The following is an 18,992-nucleotide window of genomic DNA, read 5'->3' as shown; positions in this document are numbered from 1 at the left end:
GGGACTGGTCGATGTCTCGACATCGAGAGAATTACCAGACAGCAGCCCAGTGAAGGAACCACAGTGGATCTGTACGAGTACCAGGCACGAGACGTTTTCGAGAAGTACGGAGTGCCGGTCCTCGCCGGCATCGTCGCCGACACCCCTGAGGAGGTGAAGGCAGCCGCGGAGAAGATCGGCGGAGTCGTCGTCGTCAAGGCCCAGGTCAAGACCGGTGGACGCGGCAAGGCGGGTGGCGTCAAGGTCGCGAAGACTCCCGACGAGGCGTACGAGGCCGCCAAGGCCATCCTCGGCCTCGACATCAAGGGCCACGTCGTCAAGCGCGTCATGGTCGCCCAGGGTGCGCGCATCGCCGAGGAGTTCTACTTCTCCGTGCTGCTGGACCGCGCCAACCGCTCGTACCTGAGCCTCTGCTCGGTCGAGGGCGGCATGGAGATCGAGGAGCTCGCGGTCGAGCGCCCCGAGGCTCTCGCCCGCGTCGAGGTCAACCCGCTCACGGGCATCGACAAGGACAAGGCCGTCGAGATCGCTCGCGCAGCGCGCTTCCCCGAAGACCTGGTCGAGAAGGTCGCCGACGTCTTCGTCAAGCTCTTCGAGGTCTACAAGGGCGAGGACGCGACGCTCGTCGAGGTCAACCCGCTGGTGCGCACCGAAGAGGGCGACATCATCGCGCTCGACGGCAAGGTCACCCTCGACGACAACGCCTCGGAGATCCGTCACCCCGAGCACGAGGCGCTCGAGGACAAGGACGCCGCAGACCCGCTCGAGGCCAAGGCCAAGAAGAGCGGCCTGAACTACGTCAAGCTCGACGGCGAGGTCGGCATCATCGGAAACGGTGCAGGACTCGTCATGTCGACCCTCGACGTCGTCGCCTACGCCGGGGAGAAGCACGCCGGCGTCAAGCCCGCGAACTTCCTCGACATCGGCGGTGGAGCCTCGGCCGAGGTCATGGCAGCCGGCCTCGACGTCATCCTGGGCGACCCGCAGGTCAAGAGCGTCTTCGTCAACGTCTTCGGCGGCATCACGGCGTGCGACGCCGTCGCCAACGGCATCAAGGGCGCCCTCGAGACCCTCGGCAGCACGGCCTCCAAGCCGCTCGTCGTGCGCCTCGACGGCAACCGCGTCGACGAGGGTCGCGCGATCCTCGCCGAGTACGCGCACCCGCTCGTCACGCTCGCCAGCACCATGGACGAGGGCGCCGACAAGGCCGCCGAACTCGCCAACGCCTGATCGCAGAGAGACACAAGGACTAGAGAAATGTCGATCTACCTCAACAAGGACTCCAAGGTCATCGTCCAGGGCATCACCGGCGGCGAGGGCACCAAGCACACGGCGCTCATGCTCAAGGCAGGCACCCAGGTCGTCGGCGGAGTGAACGCCCGCAAGGCCGGCACCACGGTCGCGCACACCGACAAGGACGGCAACGCCGTCGAGCTCCCCGTCTTCGCCTCGGTCGCCGAGGCCATGAAGGAGACCGGCGCAGACGTGTCGATCGCGTTCGTGCCCGGCGCCTTCACGAAGGACGCGATGATCGAGGCCATCGACGCCGAGATCCCGCTGCTCGTGGTCATCACCGAGGGCGTCCCCGTGGGCGACTCGGCCGAGGCGTGGGCCTACGCGCAGAGCAAGGGCAACACGACCCGCATCATCGGGCCGAACTGCCCCGGCATCATCACCCCCGGTGAGGCGCTCGTCGGCATCACGCCGGCGAACATCACCGGCAAGGGACCGATCGGCCTCGTGTCGAAGTCGGGCACCCTGACGTACCAGATGATGTTCGAGCTGCGCGACCTGGGCTTCTCGACCGCCATCGGCATCGGCGGCGACCCGGTCATCGGCACGACCCACATCGACGCGCTCGCCGCGTTCGAGGCCGACCCCGAGACCAAGGCGATCGTCATGATCGGCGAGATCGGCGGCGACGCCGAGGAGCGGGCGGCCGACTACATCAAGGCGCACGTCACCAAGCCCGTCGTCGGCTACGTCGCGGGATTCACGGCACCGGAGGGCAAGACCATGGGCCACGCCGGCGCCATCGTGTCGGGCTCGGCCGGCACCGCTCAGGCGAAGAAAGAGGCCCTCGAGGCCGCCGGGGTCAAGGTCGGCAAGACGCCGTCCGAGACCGCCGCTCTGATGCGCGAGATCGTCGAGTCGCTCTGACCTGAGCTACAATCGAAGAGAAGGCCCTGGACTCCACTCCGGGGCCTTCTTTCATGCCCGGGTGCATCTCGCCCGTCGGGCGTGCAGACGAAGAGAGGGGCGGATGCCGCAGCACCCGCCCCTCCTGTCGTATCCGTTCGCTCAGGCGACGCCGAAGAGCGCTTCGATCGGCCCGCGGGCGAAGAAGATCACGAAGCCTGCGGCCACGATCCACAGCAGCGGGCTGATCCTCCGCGCCTTGCCGGAGAACGCCTGCACGAGGACCCAGCTGACGAAGCCCGCGCCGATGCCGTTAGCGATCGAGTAGGTCAGCGGCATCACCGTGACGGTCAGGAACACCGGCAGGAGGACGCTGAACTCGGTCAGGTCGATGTACTTGATCTGCGCCATCATCATCGCGCCGACGATAACCAGGGCAGCCGCGGCGATCTCGGTCGGGACGATCGAGGTGAGCGGGGTGAGGAACATCGCCAGCAGGAACATGCCGCCCGTGATGAGGTTCGCGAAACCGGTGCGCGCGCCCTCGCCGATGCCGGCACCGGACTCGATGAACACCGTGCTCGACGATGATGACGTCCCACCGCCGATGATCGCGCCGACGCCCTCGACGACGAGCGCCGACTTGATGCGGGGGAAGTCGCCGTTCTCGTTCGCGAGATCGGCTTCCTTGGCGAGGCCGGTCATCGTACCCATGGCGTCGAAGAAGTTCGAGAAGACCAGGGTGAAGACGATCATCACGATCGCGACCAGGCTGACCTTGCTGAAGTCGAAGCCGAAGTCGACCGCGCCGATGAGGCTCAGATCGGGCAGACCGAACGGCGCACCGGTGAGGGTCGGAACCGTGAGGCCCCAGCCCCCTGCGTTGTCGTCGGATGCTGCACCGAGGTGCCAGATCGCCTCGACGATCACGGCGAGCACCGTGCCGGAGACGAGGCCGATGAGGAGCCCGCCCTTGACCTTGCGGGCGACCAGGATGCCGGTGAGGATCAGCGTCACGATGAACAGGACGGTCGGAACGGTGGCGACCGATCCGCCGACTCCGAGACCCACCGGAGGGGACGCGCTGCCGGTGGACGTGACGAAGCCGGAGTTGACGAAGCCGATGAAGGCGATGAACAGGCCGATGCCGACCGTGATCGCGATCTTGAGCTGGAACGGGACGGCGTCGAAGATCATCTTGCGCAGACCGGTCGCCGCCAGGAGGACGATCACGAGACCGTTGATCATCACGAGCGCCATCGCCTCTGGCCAGGTGACCTGGCCGACGACGGAGAACGCGACGAAGGCGTTGATGCCGAGGCCGGCGGCGAAGCCGAACGGCAGGCGAGTGATGAGGCCGAACAGGATCGTCATCACGCCGGCGGTGAGCGCTGTCGCGGCTCCGACGGCGCTGAAGTCCAGCGTGTTGCCGGCGACGTCGGCCGAGCCGGACAGGATGATCGGGTTGAGGATCACGATGTAGGCCATCGTGACGAACGTCACCAGGCCCCCTCGGATCTCGGTGCCGATCGTGGATCCGCGCTTGCTGATCTCGAAGAAGCGGTCCAGAGCGTTCGTGGGTTCGACCTCGGACCGGGTGGGGGATGGGGCAGTTGTCATCGGGAAACCTCCGCTGGAGACGATATCGTGTCGTCGGAGCCGCGCGCGCCCCCAGGCGACGACAGGGTTCTCGTCGTAGTCTCGATTCGATATGCAACGCCTCCTCGTCGCGCTCCTCGCCGCCTTCGATGCCGCCATCGCCGCGGCCGTCGGACTCGTGGTGCTCCTTGCGCCGCTCACGCTCCTGTGGACGCTCTCGTTCGGCGTCACAGCCGATTGGGGCGCGCTCTGGCCGCTGACCGGGACGCTGTGGCAGTTCGGTCACGGTGTGCCGCTCGATGTCGATGTGTCCGCTGACGTGCTCAGGGCGACGGGGATCGCGCCGGCCGCAGCCGCCTTCACCCTCTCGGTGACCCCGCTGGCATTCCTGCTCTTCACCCTGCTGTTCGCGGCGCGCTCGGGGGGCCGCGCGGCCCGTGCCGGCGCGTGGCTGCTCGGCTCGGTCTCCGGTGCCGCGACCTTCGGAGCGATCGCGCTCGGCGTCGCTCTGACCGCGAAGCTCGGAGCCGCCAGAGTGCCGCTCGTGCTGGCGGTGCTGCTGCCGACCGTCGTCTACCTCGTGGGTGCTGTGGCGGGTGCCGTGCGCAGCGCCTGGGAGGACGGCGACGGAGGGCTCCTCGACCGGGTGCACGACGTGATCGACTCCTGGGGCGACTGGGGGCCTGTCCCCAGCGCATCCGTGCGTGGCGCGGCGTTCGCCGTGGTGGGCATGACCGCGGTCTCGGCCGTGGCCGTCGCGATCCTGACCGCGACGAGGGGCAGTGAGGTGGTCGCTCTCTTCCAGGCCGCCCGCGTCGACGCCCTGGGGGCCGGGGTCATCACGCTCGGTCATCTCGCCTACCTCCCGACGATCATCGTGTGGGCAGCGTCCTGGCTCGCAGGGCCCGGCTTCGCGGTCGGGGTCGGCACCGCCGTGTCTCCCGCCGGGACGCAGCTCGGAGTGGTGCCGGGCATCCCGGTCCTGGGGCTGCTGCCGGAGAGCACCTCGATCTGGATGCTCATCGTGATCATCGTGCCGATCGGCGTCGGTGCCTTCGCGGGGTGGGCGGTGCGCTCGCGCCTCGTCTGGGAGGGCACGCCGCTCGGCGCCGCGCCGCGGGCCGCGATCGCCGCGGGCATCGGCGTGCTGACGGCCGCTGTCGCCGCGATCGCCGCGCTGCTGGCCGGCGGCTCGATGGGGCCGGGGCGTCTGGCCGAGGCCGGACCCGCCGTGCTGCCGTTCGCCCTCGCGCTCGGCGGAGAGGTGCTGCTGGGGGCCGCGATCCTGTTGCTCTCGCCGCGTCACCGGGATGAGCTCGCCGAGGAGCGGACGGATCGGTGGATCGCCGAGATGAGCGCCTCCGATCTGCACGGCGACGGTGCGTCGTCATCCGCGGTCCGCCCGGTGCAGGGCGACCCGTTCCCCACCGTGACGGCCCCGGTCGACGAGTTCCGACTTCCGCGTCGGGACCCCGGCGATCCGCTGCTCTGACATGCGGCTCGGGGCCCGCCGTCGGCCCCGGTAGACTGGGCGCGTGCTCACGGTCGCCGTTCTCATCTCGGGCACCGGCTCGAACCTTCGCGCCCTCCTCGAGGCCGCTCGTCACCCCGATTTCCGTGCCAGGGTCGTGGTCGTCGGAGCCGACCGCGAAGCCGACGGACTCGCCCACGCCGAGGAGTTCGGCATCCCCCGCTTCACCGTCCCGTGGCACCAGCACGAGTCGCGCGAGGCATGGGGAGAGGAGCTCGGACGTCAGCTGGCCGTCTGGAACGCCGACCTGGTCGTGCTCAGCGGCCTGATGCGGCTGCTCCCGGCCGGACTGGTCGCCGCCCTCTCGCCGCGCCTCATCAACACGCATCCCGCGTACCTCCCGGAGTTCCCCGGCGCACACGGCGTCCGCGACGCGCTCGCCGCCGGTGTCACCGAGACCGGCGCGAGCGTGATCGTCGTCGACGACGGCGTCGACACGGGACCGATCCTCGCGCAGGAGCGCGTGCCGATCCTCGACGGCGACACCGAGCACACACTGCACGAGCGCATCAAGCCCGTCGAACGCCGACTCCTCATCGACGTGGTGCAGCGCATCGCGACCGGTGAGCTGTCGCTGACCTCCGCACCCTGAACCGATCCACGCACGCCCCCCCTCGCACGAAGGAGCCCATCATGGCCGGCCCCCGCCACGACCACTCGCTGTACCGCGATCGCGACACCGTCCCCGTCCGTCGCGCACTCGTCTCGGTGAGCGACAAGACCGACCTCCTGGTGCTCGCGAAGGCCCTCGCGGACGCCGGAGTGCAGATCGTCTCGACCGGCTCGACCGCCGCGACCATCCGTGAGGCCGGTTTCGAGGTCACCGACGTCGCCGCCGTCACGGGCGTCGCCGAGATGCTCGACGGCCGGGTGAAGACGCTGCATCCGAAGATCCACGGTGGACTGCTCGCCGACCTGCGTCTCGAGGACCATGAGCGCCAGCTCGCCGACCTCGACATCGCTCCCTTCGAGCTCGTCGTCGTGAACCTCTACCCGTTCATCGAGACGGTCGCCTCGGGGGCCGAGGGTGATGACGTCGTCGAGCAGATCGACATCGGCGGCCCCGCCATGGTGCGCGCCGCCGCGAAGAACCACGCGAACGTGGCGATCGTCGTCTCGCCGCAGTCCTACCCCGGCATCATCTCGGCGATCGCAGACGGCGGTACCACGCTGACCCAGCGTCGCGAGCTCGCCGCCCGTGCCTTCGCGCACACGGCGGCCTACGACACGGCCGTCGCGTCGTGGTTCGCCGAGGGCACGCTCGGCGACGGGGAGGACCTGCCGACCCACCTGACGATCCAGGCCGAGCGCCTCGCGACGCTCCGCTACGGCGAGAACTCGCACCAGCGCGGTGCCATCTACACCCGCGTCGGCGGCCACGGCATCGCCCAGGCGACGCAGCTGCAGGGCAAGGAGATGTCGTACAACAACTACGTCGATGCGGATGCCGCGCTGCGCGCCGCCTACGACATGGTCAAGCCCGCCGTCGCCATCATCAAGCACGCGAACCCCTGCGGCATCGCGACCACCGCCCCGAACGCGCTGGACCCGATCGCCAGCGCGCATCTGCGTGCCCACGAGTGCGACCCGGTGTCGGCCTACGGCGGGGTCATCGCTGCCAACGGCACGGTGACGCTCAAGATGGCGGAGAACTTGAAGGACATCTTCACTGAGGTGATCGTCGCGCCCTCGTTCGAGCCGGCCGCCCTCGAGGTCTTCAAGGCGAAGAAGAACCTCCGCCTCCTGCAGCTGCCCGAGGACTGGCAGCAGGAGCGCTCCGACGTGCGTCTCGTGTCGGGCGGCCTGCTGCTGCAGGACGCCGACCGCTTCCCCGACGACATCGTGTCGGTCGCGAAGAACTGGGAGCTCGTCTCGGGAGAGCGTCCGAGCGACGAGGAGATGGAGAACCTCATCTTCGCGTGGAAGGCCTGCCGTGCGGTCAAGTCGAACGCGATCGTGCTCGCGAAGGACAACGCCACCGTCGGCGTCGGCATGGGCCAGGTCAACCGCGTCGACTCGTGCCGCCTCGCGGTCGAGCGTGCAGGAGACCGCGCTGCCGGCTCCGTCGCCTCCTCCGACGCGTTCTTCCCGTTCGCCGACGGCGCTCAGGTGCTCATCGACGCTGGTGTCACCGCGATCGTGCAGCCCGGCGGCTCGGTGCGCGATGAAGAGGTCGTGGATGCCGCTCGCAAGGCGGGCGTCACGATGTTCTTCACGGGAGAGCGTCACTTCTTCCACTGAGGCATCGGCCGGACGCCGGTGGCGGACCGGGACAGCGATGTCCGATTTCCGCCAGCCGGTGTCCGGGGTCGATGGCAGAGTGGAGGCATGAGCTTCCCCACGACGGACTTCGACGAGCGGTATCGAGCGATCAGCGCCCGCGATACCCGCTTCGACGGGCAGTTCGTCACGGCGGTGCGCTCCACTGGCATCTACTGCCGCCCGAGCTGCCCCGCGCGCACGCCGAAGCCGCAGAACGTCACGTTCTATCCGACCAGCGCCGCCGCGCACGAGGCCGGCTTCCGCGCCTGCAAGCGCTGTCTCCCCGAGGCCGCTCCCGGCTCCCCGGCCTGGGATCTGCGCGGCGACGTGGCGGCGCGGGCGATGCGGCTGATCGCCTCCGGGGTGGTCGAGCGCGAAGGCGTGTCCGGCCTGGCCGTGCGGCTCGGATACTCGACCAGGCACCTCACCAGGCTGCTGTCGACCGAGCTCGGAGCCGGCCCTCTCGCGCTCGCCAGAGCTCACCGCGCGCATACGGCGCGGATGCTCCTCGTCGGCACCGACATGCCCATCTCCGACGTGGCCTTCTCGGCGGGATTCGCCAGCATCCGGCAGTGCAACGACACGATCCGCGAGGTGTTCTCACTCACGCCGGGCGAGCTGAGGGCGCGACGGCGGCTGCCGGCATCCGCCGCTCCCGGGGCGATCGACCTCGTCCTGCCGTATCGCGGCCCCTTCGACGCATCCGGCATCTTCCAGTGGATGGCTGCACGCGCGGTCTCGGGTGTCGAGGAGGCCACCGCCACCTCGTTCTCACGGCATCTGCGGATGGCGGGTGGACCGGCGTGGTTCGAGGTGAGCAGCGACGCCTCCGAGCGCCTGCACCTGCGCGCCCGCGTCGCGCGGCTCGGCGATCTCGCGCCGCTCGTCTCCACCGTGCGGCGCATCTTCGACCTCGACGCCGATCCGCTCGCCGTCGACCAGGCGCTCAGCGTGCACCCCGAGCTCGCCCCGCTGGTCGCGCGCACGCCCGGCATCCGCGTGCCGGGCTCCGCCGACCCGCACGAGATGCTCATCCGCGCCATGATCGGCCAGCAGATCACCGTCGTCGCCGCCAGGACGGCCCTCACCGCGCTGACGGATGCTCTGGGCGAGCGCACCGAGCAGGGATTGCTGTTCCCGACGATGACGGCGATCGCCGAGCACGGCGCAGAGGTCCTGCGAGGCCCGGCGGCCCGGATCGGGGCGATCGTCGGAGCTGCCGCCGCGCTCGCCGACGGCTCGCTCCGGCTGACCGTCGGGGATGACGGGGTCGACCAGCGCGCCGCCCTCCTCGCCATGCCGGGAATCGGCCCCTGGACGGCGGACTACGTGCGGATGCGCGTGCTCGGCGATCCCGACATCCTGCTCCCCGGTGACGTCGCGCTCCGCGCCGGCGCCGCTGCTGCAGGGCTCCCGGGCGAGGCGCGACCGCTCACCGTCTGGGCGGAGCGTACCGCCCCCTGGCGCAGTTACCTCAGCGCCCACCTCTGGCGCGCAGCACCTGTGCGGACGCCGCGTTCCGCACGCCCGATCACGACCGTCGCCCAGAAGGAGACACCATGACCGCTCTCATCCAGACCATCGACACCGCCGACGGCCCCTTCACGATCCTGGCCGACGACCGGCAGCGCGTGCTCGCCTCCGGATGGACGGCGGACCGGGCGGCGATCGTCGCGCGGCTCTCGACGGCCACCCGTCCTGCCCGCATCACGGAGGGCGACACGGATGCCGCGGCGGCGGTCCGCGCCTTCTACGCGGGTGAGGTGACGGCGATCGACGGCGTCGAGGTCGCCCAGACGGGCACGGAGCTGCAGCTCGCGGGGTGGGCCGCGTTGCGCCGGATCACCCCCGGTGAGCCGCTGACCTACACGTCCTTCGCCGCGCAGCTCGGAAACCCCCGGGCCGTGCGCGCTGCAGCGTCGATCTGCGCCAGGAACGCGCCTGCACTCTTCGTACCGTGCCACCGCGTGCTGCGGTCGGACGGAACCCTCGGCGGGTTCGCCTGGGGTCTGGATGTCAAGTCGAGCCTCCTGGCGCGCGAGGCCGGCGAGCGCTGAGCCGAGGGGCCAAGGGCGTCCAGCAGGGGAGCGGGGATCGAGCGCGAGGAGGCGCTCCGAAACCGATCGGGAATCTCTCTTGCGCTCAGCTTGTTCACAGGAATAGGCTGGTGGGCTGTCGCACCGACCGGACGACACAGCCGAGCCCCTGAGGAGGACACCATGACAACGATCGCCGCTGCGCAGATCGCCACTCTCGGCTCGACCCCGGTGCGACCGCTGCGCTAGAGCCTCTTCCGACACGCACCACCTCTTCGGATGCCGGACTCGACGAGTCCGCTGCTGCGTCCGACCCCTCCAGCTACCGCTTCCCCATACGAAACTCGTCTGAGAGACATGTCTTCCTCGCCTTCATCGCAGAACGCCTCCTCCTCGTCCTCCCTCTCCACACCGGCCGCACTGTGGCGCCTGAAGCCCTTCGTGAAACCGGCCATCTGGCGGCTCGCCGGCGGTGCCGCCAGCGCGCTCGTCGCGGCGATCATCGCCCTGATGATCCCGATCGTCCTCGAGCAGATCATCCGCGGACCCGTGCAGACCGGAGCGATCGACGCGATCGCGTGGGGTGCGCTCGCCGTGTTCGGCCTCGCCCTCGGCGAGGCGCTCATGGTGTGGCTGCGTCGCCAGTTCGTGCTCAACCCCGCCACGCAGGTCGAATACAAGATGCGCACCGAGCTGTACTCGCGTCTGCAGACGCTGCCGGTCTCGTTCCACGACCGCTGGCAGTCCGGCCAGCTGCTGAGCCGCATGATGCAGGACATCGGCCTCATCCGCCGGTGGCTGGCCTTCGGTCTGGTGCTGCTCGTGGTCAACGTGCTGACGATCATCATCGGGTCCGTGCTGCTGTTCCGCTGGCACTGGCTGCTGGGCGTCATCTTCATCGTCACCGCCATCCCGCTGTGGATCCGCGGCTACCTCTTCGAGAAGCGCTACGGCGCCCTCACCCGCCGCAGCCAGGATCAGGCCGGTGACCTCGCGACCAGCGTCGAGGAGAGCGTGCACGGCATCCGCGTGCTCAAGGCCTTCGGCCGGGGCAAGCATGCGCTGAGCCGATTCAGCCGCCAGGCCGAGACGCTGCGGGAGACCGAGATGAGCAAGGCGGGCGCGATCGCGTCCATCTGGTTCTGGCTCGACCTCATGCCGCAGATCGCCTTCGGCCTGAGCCTCATGTCCGGCATCTGGCTGATCTCGCAGGGTGAGATCGACCAGGCCCAGCTGTTCGCGTTCTTCGCGATGGCGGTCGTCCTGCGCTGGCCCATCGAGTCGATCGGCTTCCTGTTCTCGTTCATGCTCGATGCACGTACGGCCACCGACCGGGTGTTCGACATCTACTCGGAGACGAACACGATCACCGACCCGGAGAATCCGGTGCACATCGCGGAGCCCCGCGGAGAGCTCGCATTCGAGGCGGCGCACTTCCGCTACCAGGACGCGGGATCGCACGAGCGCGACCTGCTCGACGGGATCGATCTCGTGCTGCGCCCCGGCGAGACCATGGCTCTGGTCGGTCTCACCGGAAGCGGCAAGACCACCCTGACGACGCTGCCGACGCGTCTGTACGACGTCACGGGCGGCCGGGTGACCCTCGACGGCGTCGACGTGCGCGACCTGCCGCTGGCCGAGCTGCGTCAGCACATCGCGATGGCGTTCGAGGACGCGACGCTCTTCTCTGCGACCGTGCGGGAGAACGTGCTGCTCGGACGCGCAGACCTCGACGTGCACAGCGAGGAGGCCGAACGCGTGCTGCGTGAGGCCCTCGACGTCGCGCAGGCGTCGTTCGTCGATTCCCTCCCCGAGGGAGTCGAGACCGTGATCGGCGAAGAGGGGCTGAGCCTCTCCGGCGGACAGCGCCAGCGCCTCGCGCTCGCGCGCGCGGTGGCTGCCGACCCGAAGGTGCTCGTCCTCGACGACCCGCTGTCTGCGCTCGACGTCGACACCGAGGCCCTGGTCGAGGAGGCGCTGCGTCATGTGCTCGCCGACACGACCGCGATGATCGTGGCCCACCGCCCGTCGACCGTGGCCCTCGCCGACCGCGTGGCGCTGCTCGAGTCCGGGCGCGTCACCGCGGTCGGCACCCACTCCGAGCTGCTGAAGACGAGCCGTCACTACCGTCACGTCATCTCCAGCCTCGAAGCGGAGGAGGCGGCGCGCACCGGCGCGATCCCGATCATCCGCGACGAGCAGGACGAGATCGAGACCGCCGTCCAGGACGGGATCCGGCAGGATGCCGCCGACGAAGACATCATCACCGAGAAGGAGGTGCAGCGATGAGCTCCGCCATCACCGGAACCCAGGACGAGGACCGCTCCCGCTACACCCGGGAGGAGAGCCGCGCCATCCGGCGTCGCTCGCTGCGCCTGCTGGGCTCACTCGTGCGCCCGCTGAAGACGCAGATCACGCTCGCCGCGATCGTGCTCGTGATCTCCACCGCGCTGCAGGTCGCCGGACCGATCCTGATCAGCATCGGTCTCGACCGCGCGCTCCCCGCCGTGCTCGAGCGTGCCGACTGGATGCCGACCTTCATGATCGGCGGCATCTACCTTCTCGCCGGTGCCGTGGCCGCGGCGATGATCGCCTGGTACGTGATCATCGCGGCAAAGCTCACCCAGGCCGTGCTGCTGGATCTGCGCAAGCGGATCTTCCTGCACACGCAGCGGCTGAGCCTGGAGTTCCACGAGTCATACACGTCGGGGCGCATCATCTCCCGCCAGACGAGCGACCTGGACTCGATCAAGGAGCTGCTCGACGGCGGCCTGAACGAACTCGTCTCGGGTGTGCTGTTCGGCCTGTTCACCTTCATCGCGCTGTGCGTGTGGGATTGGCAGTCCGGACTCATCCTCGCGATCGGCGGCGTGCCGCTGTTCTTCCTGATGCGCTGGTTCTATTCGCGCTCGCAGCTCGTGTACCGCGAGTCGCGGGTGATCAGCGCCAAGGTCATCGTGCAGTTCGTCGAGACCATGACGGGCATCCGCGCGGTCAAGGCGTTCCGCAAGGAGCCGCGTAACGACGCGACCTTCCAGAAGATCGCCGGAGACTACCGGGACGTGAACCGGCGCTCGATGCTGCTGTTCGGCACGTTCGAGCCGGGCCTGATGGGCGTCGCGGCACTGGTGCTCGGCATCGTCGTGCTGTGGGGCGGCATCCGGGTCTCCGACGGAGCTCTGACGGTCGGTGTGCTCCTGTCCGCCGTGCTGTACGTGCGCAACTTCTTCGCGCCGATGCAGGAGATCGCGATGTTCCTGAACTCCTACCAGTCGGCGACGGCCGCCCTGGAGAAGGTCTCCGGCGTCCTCGAAGAGGTGCCGACGGTGCCGGACCCCGAGAAGCCGGTCGACCTCTGGGAGTCGCGCGGGCATGTCAGGTTCGACGAGGTGACCTTCGGATACAACGGCGAGAAGACGATCCTGCCGAACTTCTCCCTCGACATCCCAGCGGGTCAGACGATCGCCCTGGTCGGGACGACGGGTGCGGGCAAGTCGACGCTGGCGAAGCTGATCTCGCGGTTCTACGACCCCTCGATCGGTACCGTCACCCTCGACGGGGTCGACCTGCGCGATCTGCATCCGAAGGATCTCCGACGGGCCATCGTCATGGTGACCCAGGAGGCGTACCTGTTCAGCGGGACCGTGGCCGACAACATCGCGCTCGGCAAGCCGGACGCCTCGCTCGAGGAGATCAGGGCGGCTGCGCGGGCGGTGGGTGCCGATGGATTCATCTCGTCGCTCCCTGACGGCTACGGCACCGACGTCAACAAGCGCGGCGGCCGCGTGTCGGCGGGGCAGCGCCAGCTGATCTCGTTCGCACGGGCGTTCCTCGCCGACCCCGCGGTGCTGATCCTCGATGAGGCCACAGCTTCGCTCGACATCCCGTCGGAGCGGCTCATCCAGGACGCGCTGCAGACACTGTTGAAGGACCGCACGGCGATCATCATCGCCCACCGGCTCTCGACTGTGGCCATCGCCGATCGGGTGCTGGTCATGGAGCACGGGCGGATCATCGAGGATGACACTCCCGACTCCCTGATCGGGGGCACGGGCAAGTTCGCCCAGCTCCACGCCGCCTGGCAGCAGACGCTGGTGTGACACTGCCGACCCGCTGAGGACGAGCGCACTGCGGCCGCGACCGATCATCGGTCGCGGCCGCAGTCGTGCGCTCACTCCGCGAGCGCCGTCGATCTCGTCCGCCCTTGGTCCGCCGCTACCTCTCGCCCGCCGCCCTTCCTCTCGCCCGCCCCCTTTCCTCTCGCCCGCCCCCTTTCCTCTCGCCCGCCGCTCCTGTCGGGGTCAATTGAGCACCTCTGGGAGCCTTTTGCGGTGCGTTATTGACCCCGCAGCGGTCCAGCGGTGCGTTATTGACCCCGCAGCGGATCGGCGGGGGCGGTAGAGGATGCCCCAGTCGGCGCTCTGACGGCGCGGCGACGCGCGGTGCTGGGTAGCATCGAAGCATGGACCCGTTGCTGCTCGCCGTCGAGTGGTGGTGGATCGCGCCCGTCGCAGCCGGCGGAGTCGCCGCCGGGGGATACGGTCTGCGACGCCGCAGCAGGCGGAGCGGACGACGGCTGGAGTACGACGCGGCTCGCCATGACCTCAAGGCCGCCCAGCAGACCTCGGTGGAGCGGAGGATGTCGGTCAAACTGGCTCGCGCCGACGTCGCTCGCATCGCGGCGGAGCGCAGCGCGCGCCGCGCGACCTCGGATCAGCTCGCCGGCGCCAAGCGGATCCTGCGCGCCAAGGAGAACGACGCCAAGGCCGCTGCGGCCGACGTGCGTGCCAAGCAGGTGCGGGTCAATGCCGCTCGCGCCGCGATTCCCGCCGCCTCCGAGCCGCGTCCGTTGGAGAGGCTGCACGCGCAGCACGAGGCGCTCGTCGCGCGCTGGATGCGGTACGAGACCGACCCCGCACTGCAGATCTCCTACCCGGAGATGACCGACGTCAAGCAGCCGGCCACGGCGGAATACCTGCGTGCCGCCGGTCGCGCCGTCGAGGCTCGGCGCGCCGCGGACAGCGCCGCAGCGCCGGCTGAGTTCGCCGCCTATCGTGACGCCGTGTCGGAGTTGGAGCGCGCGTTCGAGGCGGCCGAGTACGCCGCCAGAGTGCGCGCCGGCGAGGCGCCGCAGTCGACATCGGCCTGGCAGGATGCGGCGCAGGACATGCTCAGCCGGTCAGCCGAGGCGATCGATCGCGCTGCGGGGGCCGCAGCATCCGCTCTCGCCGCGTGGAACGATCGCAAGCGTCCTGACAAGCGCTGACCGCCCGCCCCGGCCTCGGTCGGAGGCGGTCAGCCGGTCACCTCCGAGAGATCGACCTCGTAGACGCGCTCGCGACCATCGGGGCTCGTCACCCTCACCGACGCCGATCCTGATCCGCCCGGGAACACCCGCAGTCGAAGGCCGTCGTGGTAGTCGTAGTCCGGCCTGTCGGTGCGCGCACCCCAGGGGAGCGCTGTGCCCGGCCGCACATAGAGCGGCAGCGAGTCGAAGGCATGGGTCTCCCGCCGCCAGCCCCCGCCGATCACCGTCTCCCCACTCAGGAGCGAGGTCCACTCGCCCTCCGGCAGATAGAACTCCACGGCCCCGTCCTCCGAGAACACGGGAGCGACGAGCAGGTCCGCCCCGAGCATGTACTGACGGTCGAGGTACCCGGCGGCGGGGTCGTCGGGGAACTCCAGCTGCATCGGGCGCATCACCGGCAGCCCGGTTCGCGAGGCGTCGATGCCCTGTTGGTACAGGTACGGCATCAGCTGCATCTTGAGGTGCGTGAAGCGCCTCGTCACGTCTACGGCCTCTTCGTCGAAGGCCCACGGCACCCGGTAGGAGCTGGAGCCGTGGAAGCGGGAGTGCGAGCCGAGCAGGCCGAAGGCCGTCCAGCGCTTGAAGACCCCGGCATCCGGAGTGCCCTCGAACCCGCCGATGTCGTGGCTCCAGAACGCGAACCCGCTGAGCGCCAGGGAGAGCCCGCCGCGCAGGGTCTCGGCCATCGAGGCATAGGTCGACGTGGAGTCGCCGCCCCAGTGCACAGGCATGCTCTGGCCGCCGGCGGTCGCCGAGCGCGCGAACAGCACGGCGTCGTCGGCGCCACGGGCTTCGACCAGCACGTCGTGCACCGCACGGTTGTAGAGGTCGGTGTACAGGTTGTGCATGCGCGCGGGGTCCGAGCGGTCGGCCCACACGACCTCGGTCGGGATGCGCTCGCCGAAGTCTGTCTTGAAGCAGTCGACACCCTGCGCGATCAGCCCGCGGAGCTTGCCCTGGTACCAGGCTGTGGCATCGGGGTTCGTGAAGTCCACGAGTCCCATCCCCGCCTGCCACAGGTCCCACTGCCAGACCGATCCGTCGGCGCGCCGCACGAGGAAGCCCTGATCGGCGGCTTCGCGGAACAGGGGGGAGCGCTGCGCGATGTAGGGGTTGATCCAGACGCAGACGCGGAGGTCCTTGTCGTGCAGTCGCGACAGCATGCCCTCGGGATCGGGGAACACCCGCGAATCCCAGACGAAGTCGGTCCAGTTGAACTCCCGCATCCAGAAGCAGTCGAAGTGGAACACCGACACCGGCAGCTCCCGCGCCGCCATCTCGTCGATGAAGGAGGTGACCGTCTGCTCGTCGTAGTCGGTCGTGAAGCTCGTCGACAGCCAGAGCCCGTATGACCAGGCGGGCACCACCGGCGGTCGCCCGGTGAGCGCGGTGTAGCGGCCCAGGACCTCCTTCGGCGTCGGGCCGGCGATGACGAAGTACTCGAGCACCTCGCCCGAGACCGAGAACTGCACGCGCTCGACCGACTCCGAGCCGATCTCATATGCCACGTGACCGGGGTCGTTCACGAGCACTCCGTACCCGCGGTTCGAGAGATGGAAGGGGATGCTCTTGTACGCCTGCTCGCTGGACGTGCCGCCGTCGGCGTTCCAGATGTCGACCGACTGGCCGTTCTTCACCAGCGGGCCGAAGCGCTCGCCGAGACCGTAGATCAGCTCGCCGACCCCGAGGTCGAGCTGCTCGTGCACGAAGACGGATCCGCGGGGGGTCGAACCGCCCTGGCGGGCGTTGTCGACGATCCCGGCATCCACCTGCGCGTCCGGAGCGAGCCGGATGTAGCCCTGGGCCTTGTGTCCGCTTCCGGTCACACGTCTGCCGTCGACCTCGAAGGAGAGGTCCCAGGGCGCGCCGGGCGCGATCCGGGCGACGAGCGAACCGGCATCCAGGACGCCCCCCGCCTCGCTCGCGGACACAGAGGCGGCCCCCGATGCTGCGCCGGGAAGGCCGAACCCACCGTGCCAGTGTCCGCCTTCGTGGTGGGCGATGCGCACGCGCACCACCCCTTCGGCGGGAGACGAGAGCGTGGTCGTGAGCACGGGACGGTTCAGGGTGTCGCCGCGCTTGGCGATCACCATGGTGGGCGCCGTGATGACGATTCCTCGCCCGTCGGGGGTGTCGGTGGTCTCGGCGATGTCATAGGCCTCCTGCGCGTACAGCGCGGTGACCCCTGGGCGCAGCTGCCAGAACCCGTCGGTGAACTTCATTACTTGACTGCTCCTGCCGTGATGCCGCGTGTGAGGGTGCGCTGGAAGATGAGGAAGAAGATGAGCGTGGGGATGATGCCGAGCAGCGCTGACGCGCTCGTCGTCGTGACGTCCATGAGCCGGTCGCCCTGCAGCACGCTGATCGCCACGGGAACCGTCTGGTTGGCGTTCGACGCGAGGAAGGTCAGCGGGATCAGGAACTCGTTCCACGTCCAGATGAAGAAGAAGATGAGCAGCACCGACAGGGTCGGACGGCTGATCGGGAACACGACCCGCCAGAGGATCTGCCAGCGGCTCGCGCCGTCGAGGGACGCCGCCTCGAGGATCTCCTTCGGGAAGGTGCCGTAGACGGAGGACAACAGGTACGTGCCGAACGCCGCCTGGATCACTGTGAAGACGATGATGACCGACCACACGTTGTCGTACAGGCCGACGGATTTGAACATGTAGTACAGCGGGTAGAGCAGCGCCTCCTGCGGCAACAGGTTCGCGAGCAGGAACAGCAGCACGATCCAGCTGCGTCCGCGCACGCGGCCGATGCCGATCGCGAAGGCGTTGAGCATCGAGATGACGACGGCCAGCACCGAGACGACGCCGGCGATGAAGAGCGAGTTCCACACCTTCTCGGGGAAGTTCACGCGCTCCCAGAACTTGATGATCCCGCCGAAGTCCAGAGTCTCGGGCAAGGCGAGCGGTCCTGACGTCGCGTAGTCCACGGGCGACTTGAAGGAGTTCACGACGACGAGGTAGAACGGCGCGATGATGAGCAGCGCGCCGATCACGACGAGGGCGAGCATGAGCCAGTCGATCGGACGCTTCTTGGTCATGCCGCCGCGCGGACGGCTGGTTGCCGGTTTGCCGGTGACGATGGCGGTGGTGGCGTGCATCAGAGACCCGCCCTTTCCTTGCGCTCGAGAGAGTTCTGCACGCGGATGAAGATGATCGACACGATAACCACGACGATGGTCAGCACGGTGGCGATGGTCGCGCCGTAGCCGACGTTCCGCTTCGTGAAGAACTCCTGGTAGGCGTAGTACGCGGGCACCAGGGTGGCGCCGGCGGGGCCGCCGCGGGTGATGATGTAGACGGGGCCGAAGACCTTGAGTGCAGCGATCGTGCAGGTCAGGGTCACGACGAAGATCTCCGGGCGGATGATGCTCATGGTGATCGCCGAGAAGCGCTGGAACCAGTTGGCGCCGTCGAGTTCGGCGGCCTCGTAGAGCTCGGGGTCGACGCGCTGCAGCGCCGCCATGAAGACGACGACGGGGTAGCCGAGCTGGACCCAGACCATGACCACCATCAGCACGATGAGCGCGGAGGGCATCTGGCCGAGCCAGTCGTAGGCGGGGATGCCGAACCAGCCGAGGATCTGGTTCAGCGCACCGTCACCACCTGGCCGCACGATCCAGCCGATCACGATGCCGGCGACCGCGATGGGCAGGATCTGGGGGAGGTAGTAGGTCGCGCGCAGGAAGCTGCCGACCCGGCCGCCGAACTTGCGGCCGACGACGTCGAACAGGAGCGCGGCGACGATGAGCCCGACGATCGTGGGCACGACGACCATGGCGATGATCATCCACACCGAGTTCGTGAACGAGGTCCAGAAGTCGCTGTCGGTGAGGATCTTCTGCCAGTTCTCGAGGCCGATGAACTCCGGCGTGCGCACGCCCTTCCACTTCGTGAAGGTCAGATAGACGTTCCAGACGAGCGGGACGATGACGACGATGAGCAGCAGGATGAAGCCGGGCAGCAGGTACATCCAGTAGGCGCCCGTCCCACCGCTGCGCTGCGGGATCGAGGGCTCTTCGGGCGGCAGCTTCGTGCGGCCCTCGCGGCGTGTGGCGAGTGACATGTTCATCTCCAGGAAGATGCGGGGGCGACGAAGTGCGGCCGTC

The 18,992-nt window shown here is 68.9% G+C and carries 14 protein-coding genes; 10 read left to right on the top strand and 4 right to left on the bottom strand.

The genetic code is table 11. The features are described 5' to 3' along the window. Positions 1 to 63: 63 nt before the first annotated feature. Positions 64 to 1,230, top strand: a complete 1,167-nt coding sequence (gene sucC, locus BLW44_RS14090) for an ADP-forming succinate--CoA ligase subunit beta (protein WP_060928717.1) — start codon at positions 64 to 66, stop codon at positions 1,228 to 1,230. Between the two features lie 27 nt (positions 1,231 to 1,257). Continuing rightward, a complete protein-coding gene (sucD, locus tag BLW44_RS14085; RefSeq protein ID WP_060928716.1) occupies positions 1,258 to 2,160 on the top strand; it encodes a succinate--CoA ligase subunit alpha in 903 nt (300 codons plus the stop codon). A 141-nt stretch (positions 2,161 to 2,301) separates the two neighbouring features. On the opposite strand, the gene BLW44_RS14080 is transcribed toward sucD, so the two are convergent. After that, positions 2,302 to 3,759, bottom strand: a complete 1,458-nt coding sequence (locus BLW44_RS14080) for an NCS2 family permease (RefSeq protein ID WP_060928715.1) — start codon at positions 3,757 to 3,759, stop codon at positions 2,302 to 2,304. A gap of 91 nt (positions 3,760 to 3,850) precedes the next feature. Here BLW44_RS14080 and BLW44_RS14075 point away from each other — a divergent pair, with 91 nt between their 5' ends. The 8 genes from BLW44_RS14075 to BLW44_RS14040 all read left to right on the top strand — a co-directional run bounded on the left by BLW44_RS14075 (position 3,851) and on the right by BLW44_RS14040 (position 14,833). Beyond that, complete coding sequence (locus BLW44_RS14075; RefSeq protein ID WP_074731846.1) at positions 3,851 to 5,230, top strand: cell division protein PerM; 1,380 nt, start codon at positions 3,851 to 3,853, stop codon at positions 5,228 to 5,230. 43 nt (positions 5,231 to 5,273) lie between these two features. Further along, entirely contained in the window at positions 5,274 to 5,861 is a 588-nt protein-coding gene (gene purN / locus BLW44_RS14070) for a phosphoribosylglycinamide formyltransferase (RefSeq protein WP_060927965.1), read from the top strand. A gap of 41 nt (positions 5,862 to 5,902) precedes the next feature. Beyond that, positions 5,903 to 7,510, top strand: coding sequence for a bifunctional phosphoribosylaminoimidazolecarboxamide formyltransferase/IMP cyclohydrolase (purH, locus tag BLW44_RS14065; protein ID WP_060927966.1), 1,608 nt, complete (start codon positions 5,903 to 5,905; stop codon positions 7,508 to 7,510). An 87-nt stretch (positions 7,511 to 7,597) separates the two neighbouring features. Beyond that, positions 7,598 to 9,094 (top strand): DNA-3-methyladenine glycosylase 2 family protein, encoded by a 1,497-nt coding sequence (locus BLW44_RS14060; protein ID WP_060927967.1) that lies wholly within the window; start codon positions 7,598 to 7,600, stop codon positions 9,092 to 9,094. Continuing rightward, positions 9,091 to 9,588, top strand: coding sequence for a methylated-DNA--[protein]-cysteine S-methyltransferase (locus BLW44_RS14055; RefSeq protein WP_060927968.1), 498 nt, complete (start codon positions 9,091 to 9,093; stop codon positions 9,586 to 9,588). The genes BLW44_RS14060 and BLW44_RS14055 overlap by 4 nt, the downstream gene beginning before the upstream one ends. A gap of 336 nt (positions 9,589 to 9,924) precedes the next feature. Continuing rightward, on the top strand, positions 9,925 to 11,856 hold the full coding sequence (locus tag BLW44_RS14050; protein WP_060927969.1) for an ABC transporter ATP-binding protein: 1,932 nt from the start codon (positions 9,925 to 9,927) through the stop codon (positions 11,854 to 11,856). Beyond that, positions 11,853 to 13,667, top strand: a complete 1,815-nt coding sequence (locus tag BLW44_RS14045; RefSeq protein ID WP_060927970.1) for an ABC transporter ATP-binding protein — start codon at positions 11,853 to 11,855, stop codon at positions 13,665 to 13,667. The genes BLW44_RS14050 and BLW44_RS14045 overlap by 4 nt, the downstream gene beginning before the upstream one ends. A 362-nt stretch (positions 13,668 to 14,029) precedes the next feature. Further along, positions 14,030 to 14,833, top strand: coding sequence for a hypothetical protein (locus BLW44_RS14040; RefSeq protein WP_060927971.1), 804 nt, complete (start codon positions 14,030 to 14,032; stop codon positions 14,831 to 14,833). 29 nt (positions 14,834 to 14,862) lie between these two features. Here BLW44_RS14040 and yicI read toward each other — a convergent pair whose 3' ends face one another. Genes yicI through BLW44_RS14025 form a run of 3 tightly spaced genes read right to left on the bottom strand, consistent with a single transcriptional unit; the run spans position 14,863 to position 18,949 of the window. Next, positions 14,863 to 17,097 (bottom strand): alpha-xylosidase, encoded by a 2,235-nt coding sequence (gene yicI, locus BLW44_RS14035; RefSeq protein ID WP_060927972.1) that lies wholly within the window; start codon positions 17,095 to 17,097, stop codon positions 14,863 to 14,865. Further along, positions 17,097 to 17,984: a carbohydrate ABC transporter permease gene (locus BLW44_RS14030; protein WP_139305288.1), complete on the bottom strand. Its 888-nt coding sequence runs from the start codon at positions 17,982 to 17,984 to the stop codon at positions 17,097 to 17,099. Before BLW44_RS14030 ends, yicI begins: the two co-directional genes overlap by 1 nt. After that, complete coding sequence (locus BLW44_RS14025; RefSeq protein ID WP_060927973.1) at positions 17,984 to 18,949, bottom strand: carbohydrate ABC transporter permease; 966 nt, start codon at positions 18,947 to 18,949, stop codon at positions 17,984 to 17,986. The genes BLW44_RS14030 and BLW44_RS14025 overlap by 1 nt, the downstream gene beginning before the upstream one ends. Positions 18,950 to 18,992 lie beyond the last annotated feature (43 nt).

This window comes from Microbacterium hydrocarbonoxydans (genome assembly GCF_900105205.1).
Classification (GTDB): Bacteria; Actinomycetota; Actinomycetes; order Actinomycetales; family Microbacteriaceae; genus Microbacterium; species Microbacterium hydrocarbonoxydans.
The sequence above is the reverse complement of the archived record's forward strand: the minus strand, read 5'-3'. Positions and strand labels throughout refer to the sequence as shown.

What these genes read in the sequence shown, in the direction of transcription:
- BLW44_RS14050 (WP_060927969.1), top strand. Translation starts at nt 9,925, where the DNA reads ATGTCTTCCTCGCCTTCATCGCAGAACGCCTCCTCCTCGTCCTCCCTC.
- BLW44_RS14055 (WP_060927968.1), top strand. Translation starts at nt 9,091, where the DNA reads ATGACCGCTCTCATCCAGACCATCGACACCGCCGACGGCCCCTTCACG.
- BLW44_RS14060 (WP_060927967.1), top strand. Translation starts at nt 7,598, where the DNA reads ATGAGCTTCCCCACGACGGACTTCGACGAGCGGTATCGAGCGATCAGC.
- BLW44_RS14040 (WP_060927971.1), top strand. Translation starts at nt 14,030, where the DNA reads ATGGACCCGTTGCTGCTCGCCGTCGAGTGGTGGTGGATCGCGCCCGTC.
- BLW44_RS14045 (WP_060927970.1), top strand. Translation starts at nt 11,853, where the DNA reads ATGAGCTCCGCCATCACCGGAACCCAGGACGAGGACCGCTCCCGCTAC.
- BLW44_RS14075 (WP_074731846.1), top strand. Translation starts at nt 3,851, where the DNA reads ATGCAACGCCTCCTCGTCGCGCTCCTCGCCGCCTTCGATGCCGCCATC.
- purH (WP_060927966.1), top strand. Translation starts at nt 5,903, where the DNA reads ATGGCCGGCCCCCGCCACGACCACTCGCTGTACCGCGATCGCGACACC.
- BLW44_RS14030 (WP_139305288.1), bottom strand. Translation starts at nt 17,984, where the DNA reads ATGCACGCCACCACCGCCATCGTCACCGGCAAACCGGCAACCAGCCGT.
- sucD (WP_060928716.1), top strand. Translation starts at nt 1,258, where the DNA reads ATGTCGATCTACCTCAACAAGGACTCCAAGGTCATCGTCCAGGGCATC.
- BLW44_RS14025 (WP_060927973.1), bottom strand. Translation starts at nt 18,949, where the DNA reads ATGTCACTCGCCACACGCCGCGAGGGCCGCACGAAGCTGCCGCCCGAA.
- yicI (WP_060927972.1), bottom strand. Translation starts at nt 17,097, where the DNA reads ATGAAGTTCACCGACGGGTTCTGGCAGCTGCGCCCAGGGGTCACCGCG.
- BLW44_RS14080 (WP_060928715.1), bottom strand. Translation starts at nt 3,759, where the DNA reads ATGACAACTGCCCCATCCCCCACCCGGTCCGAGGTCGAACCCACGAAC.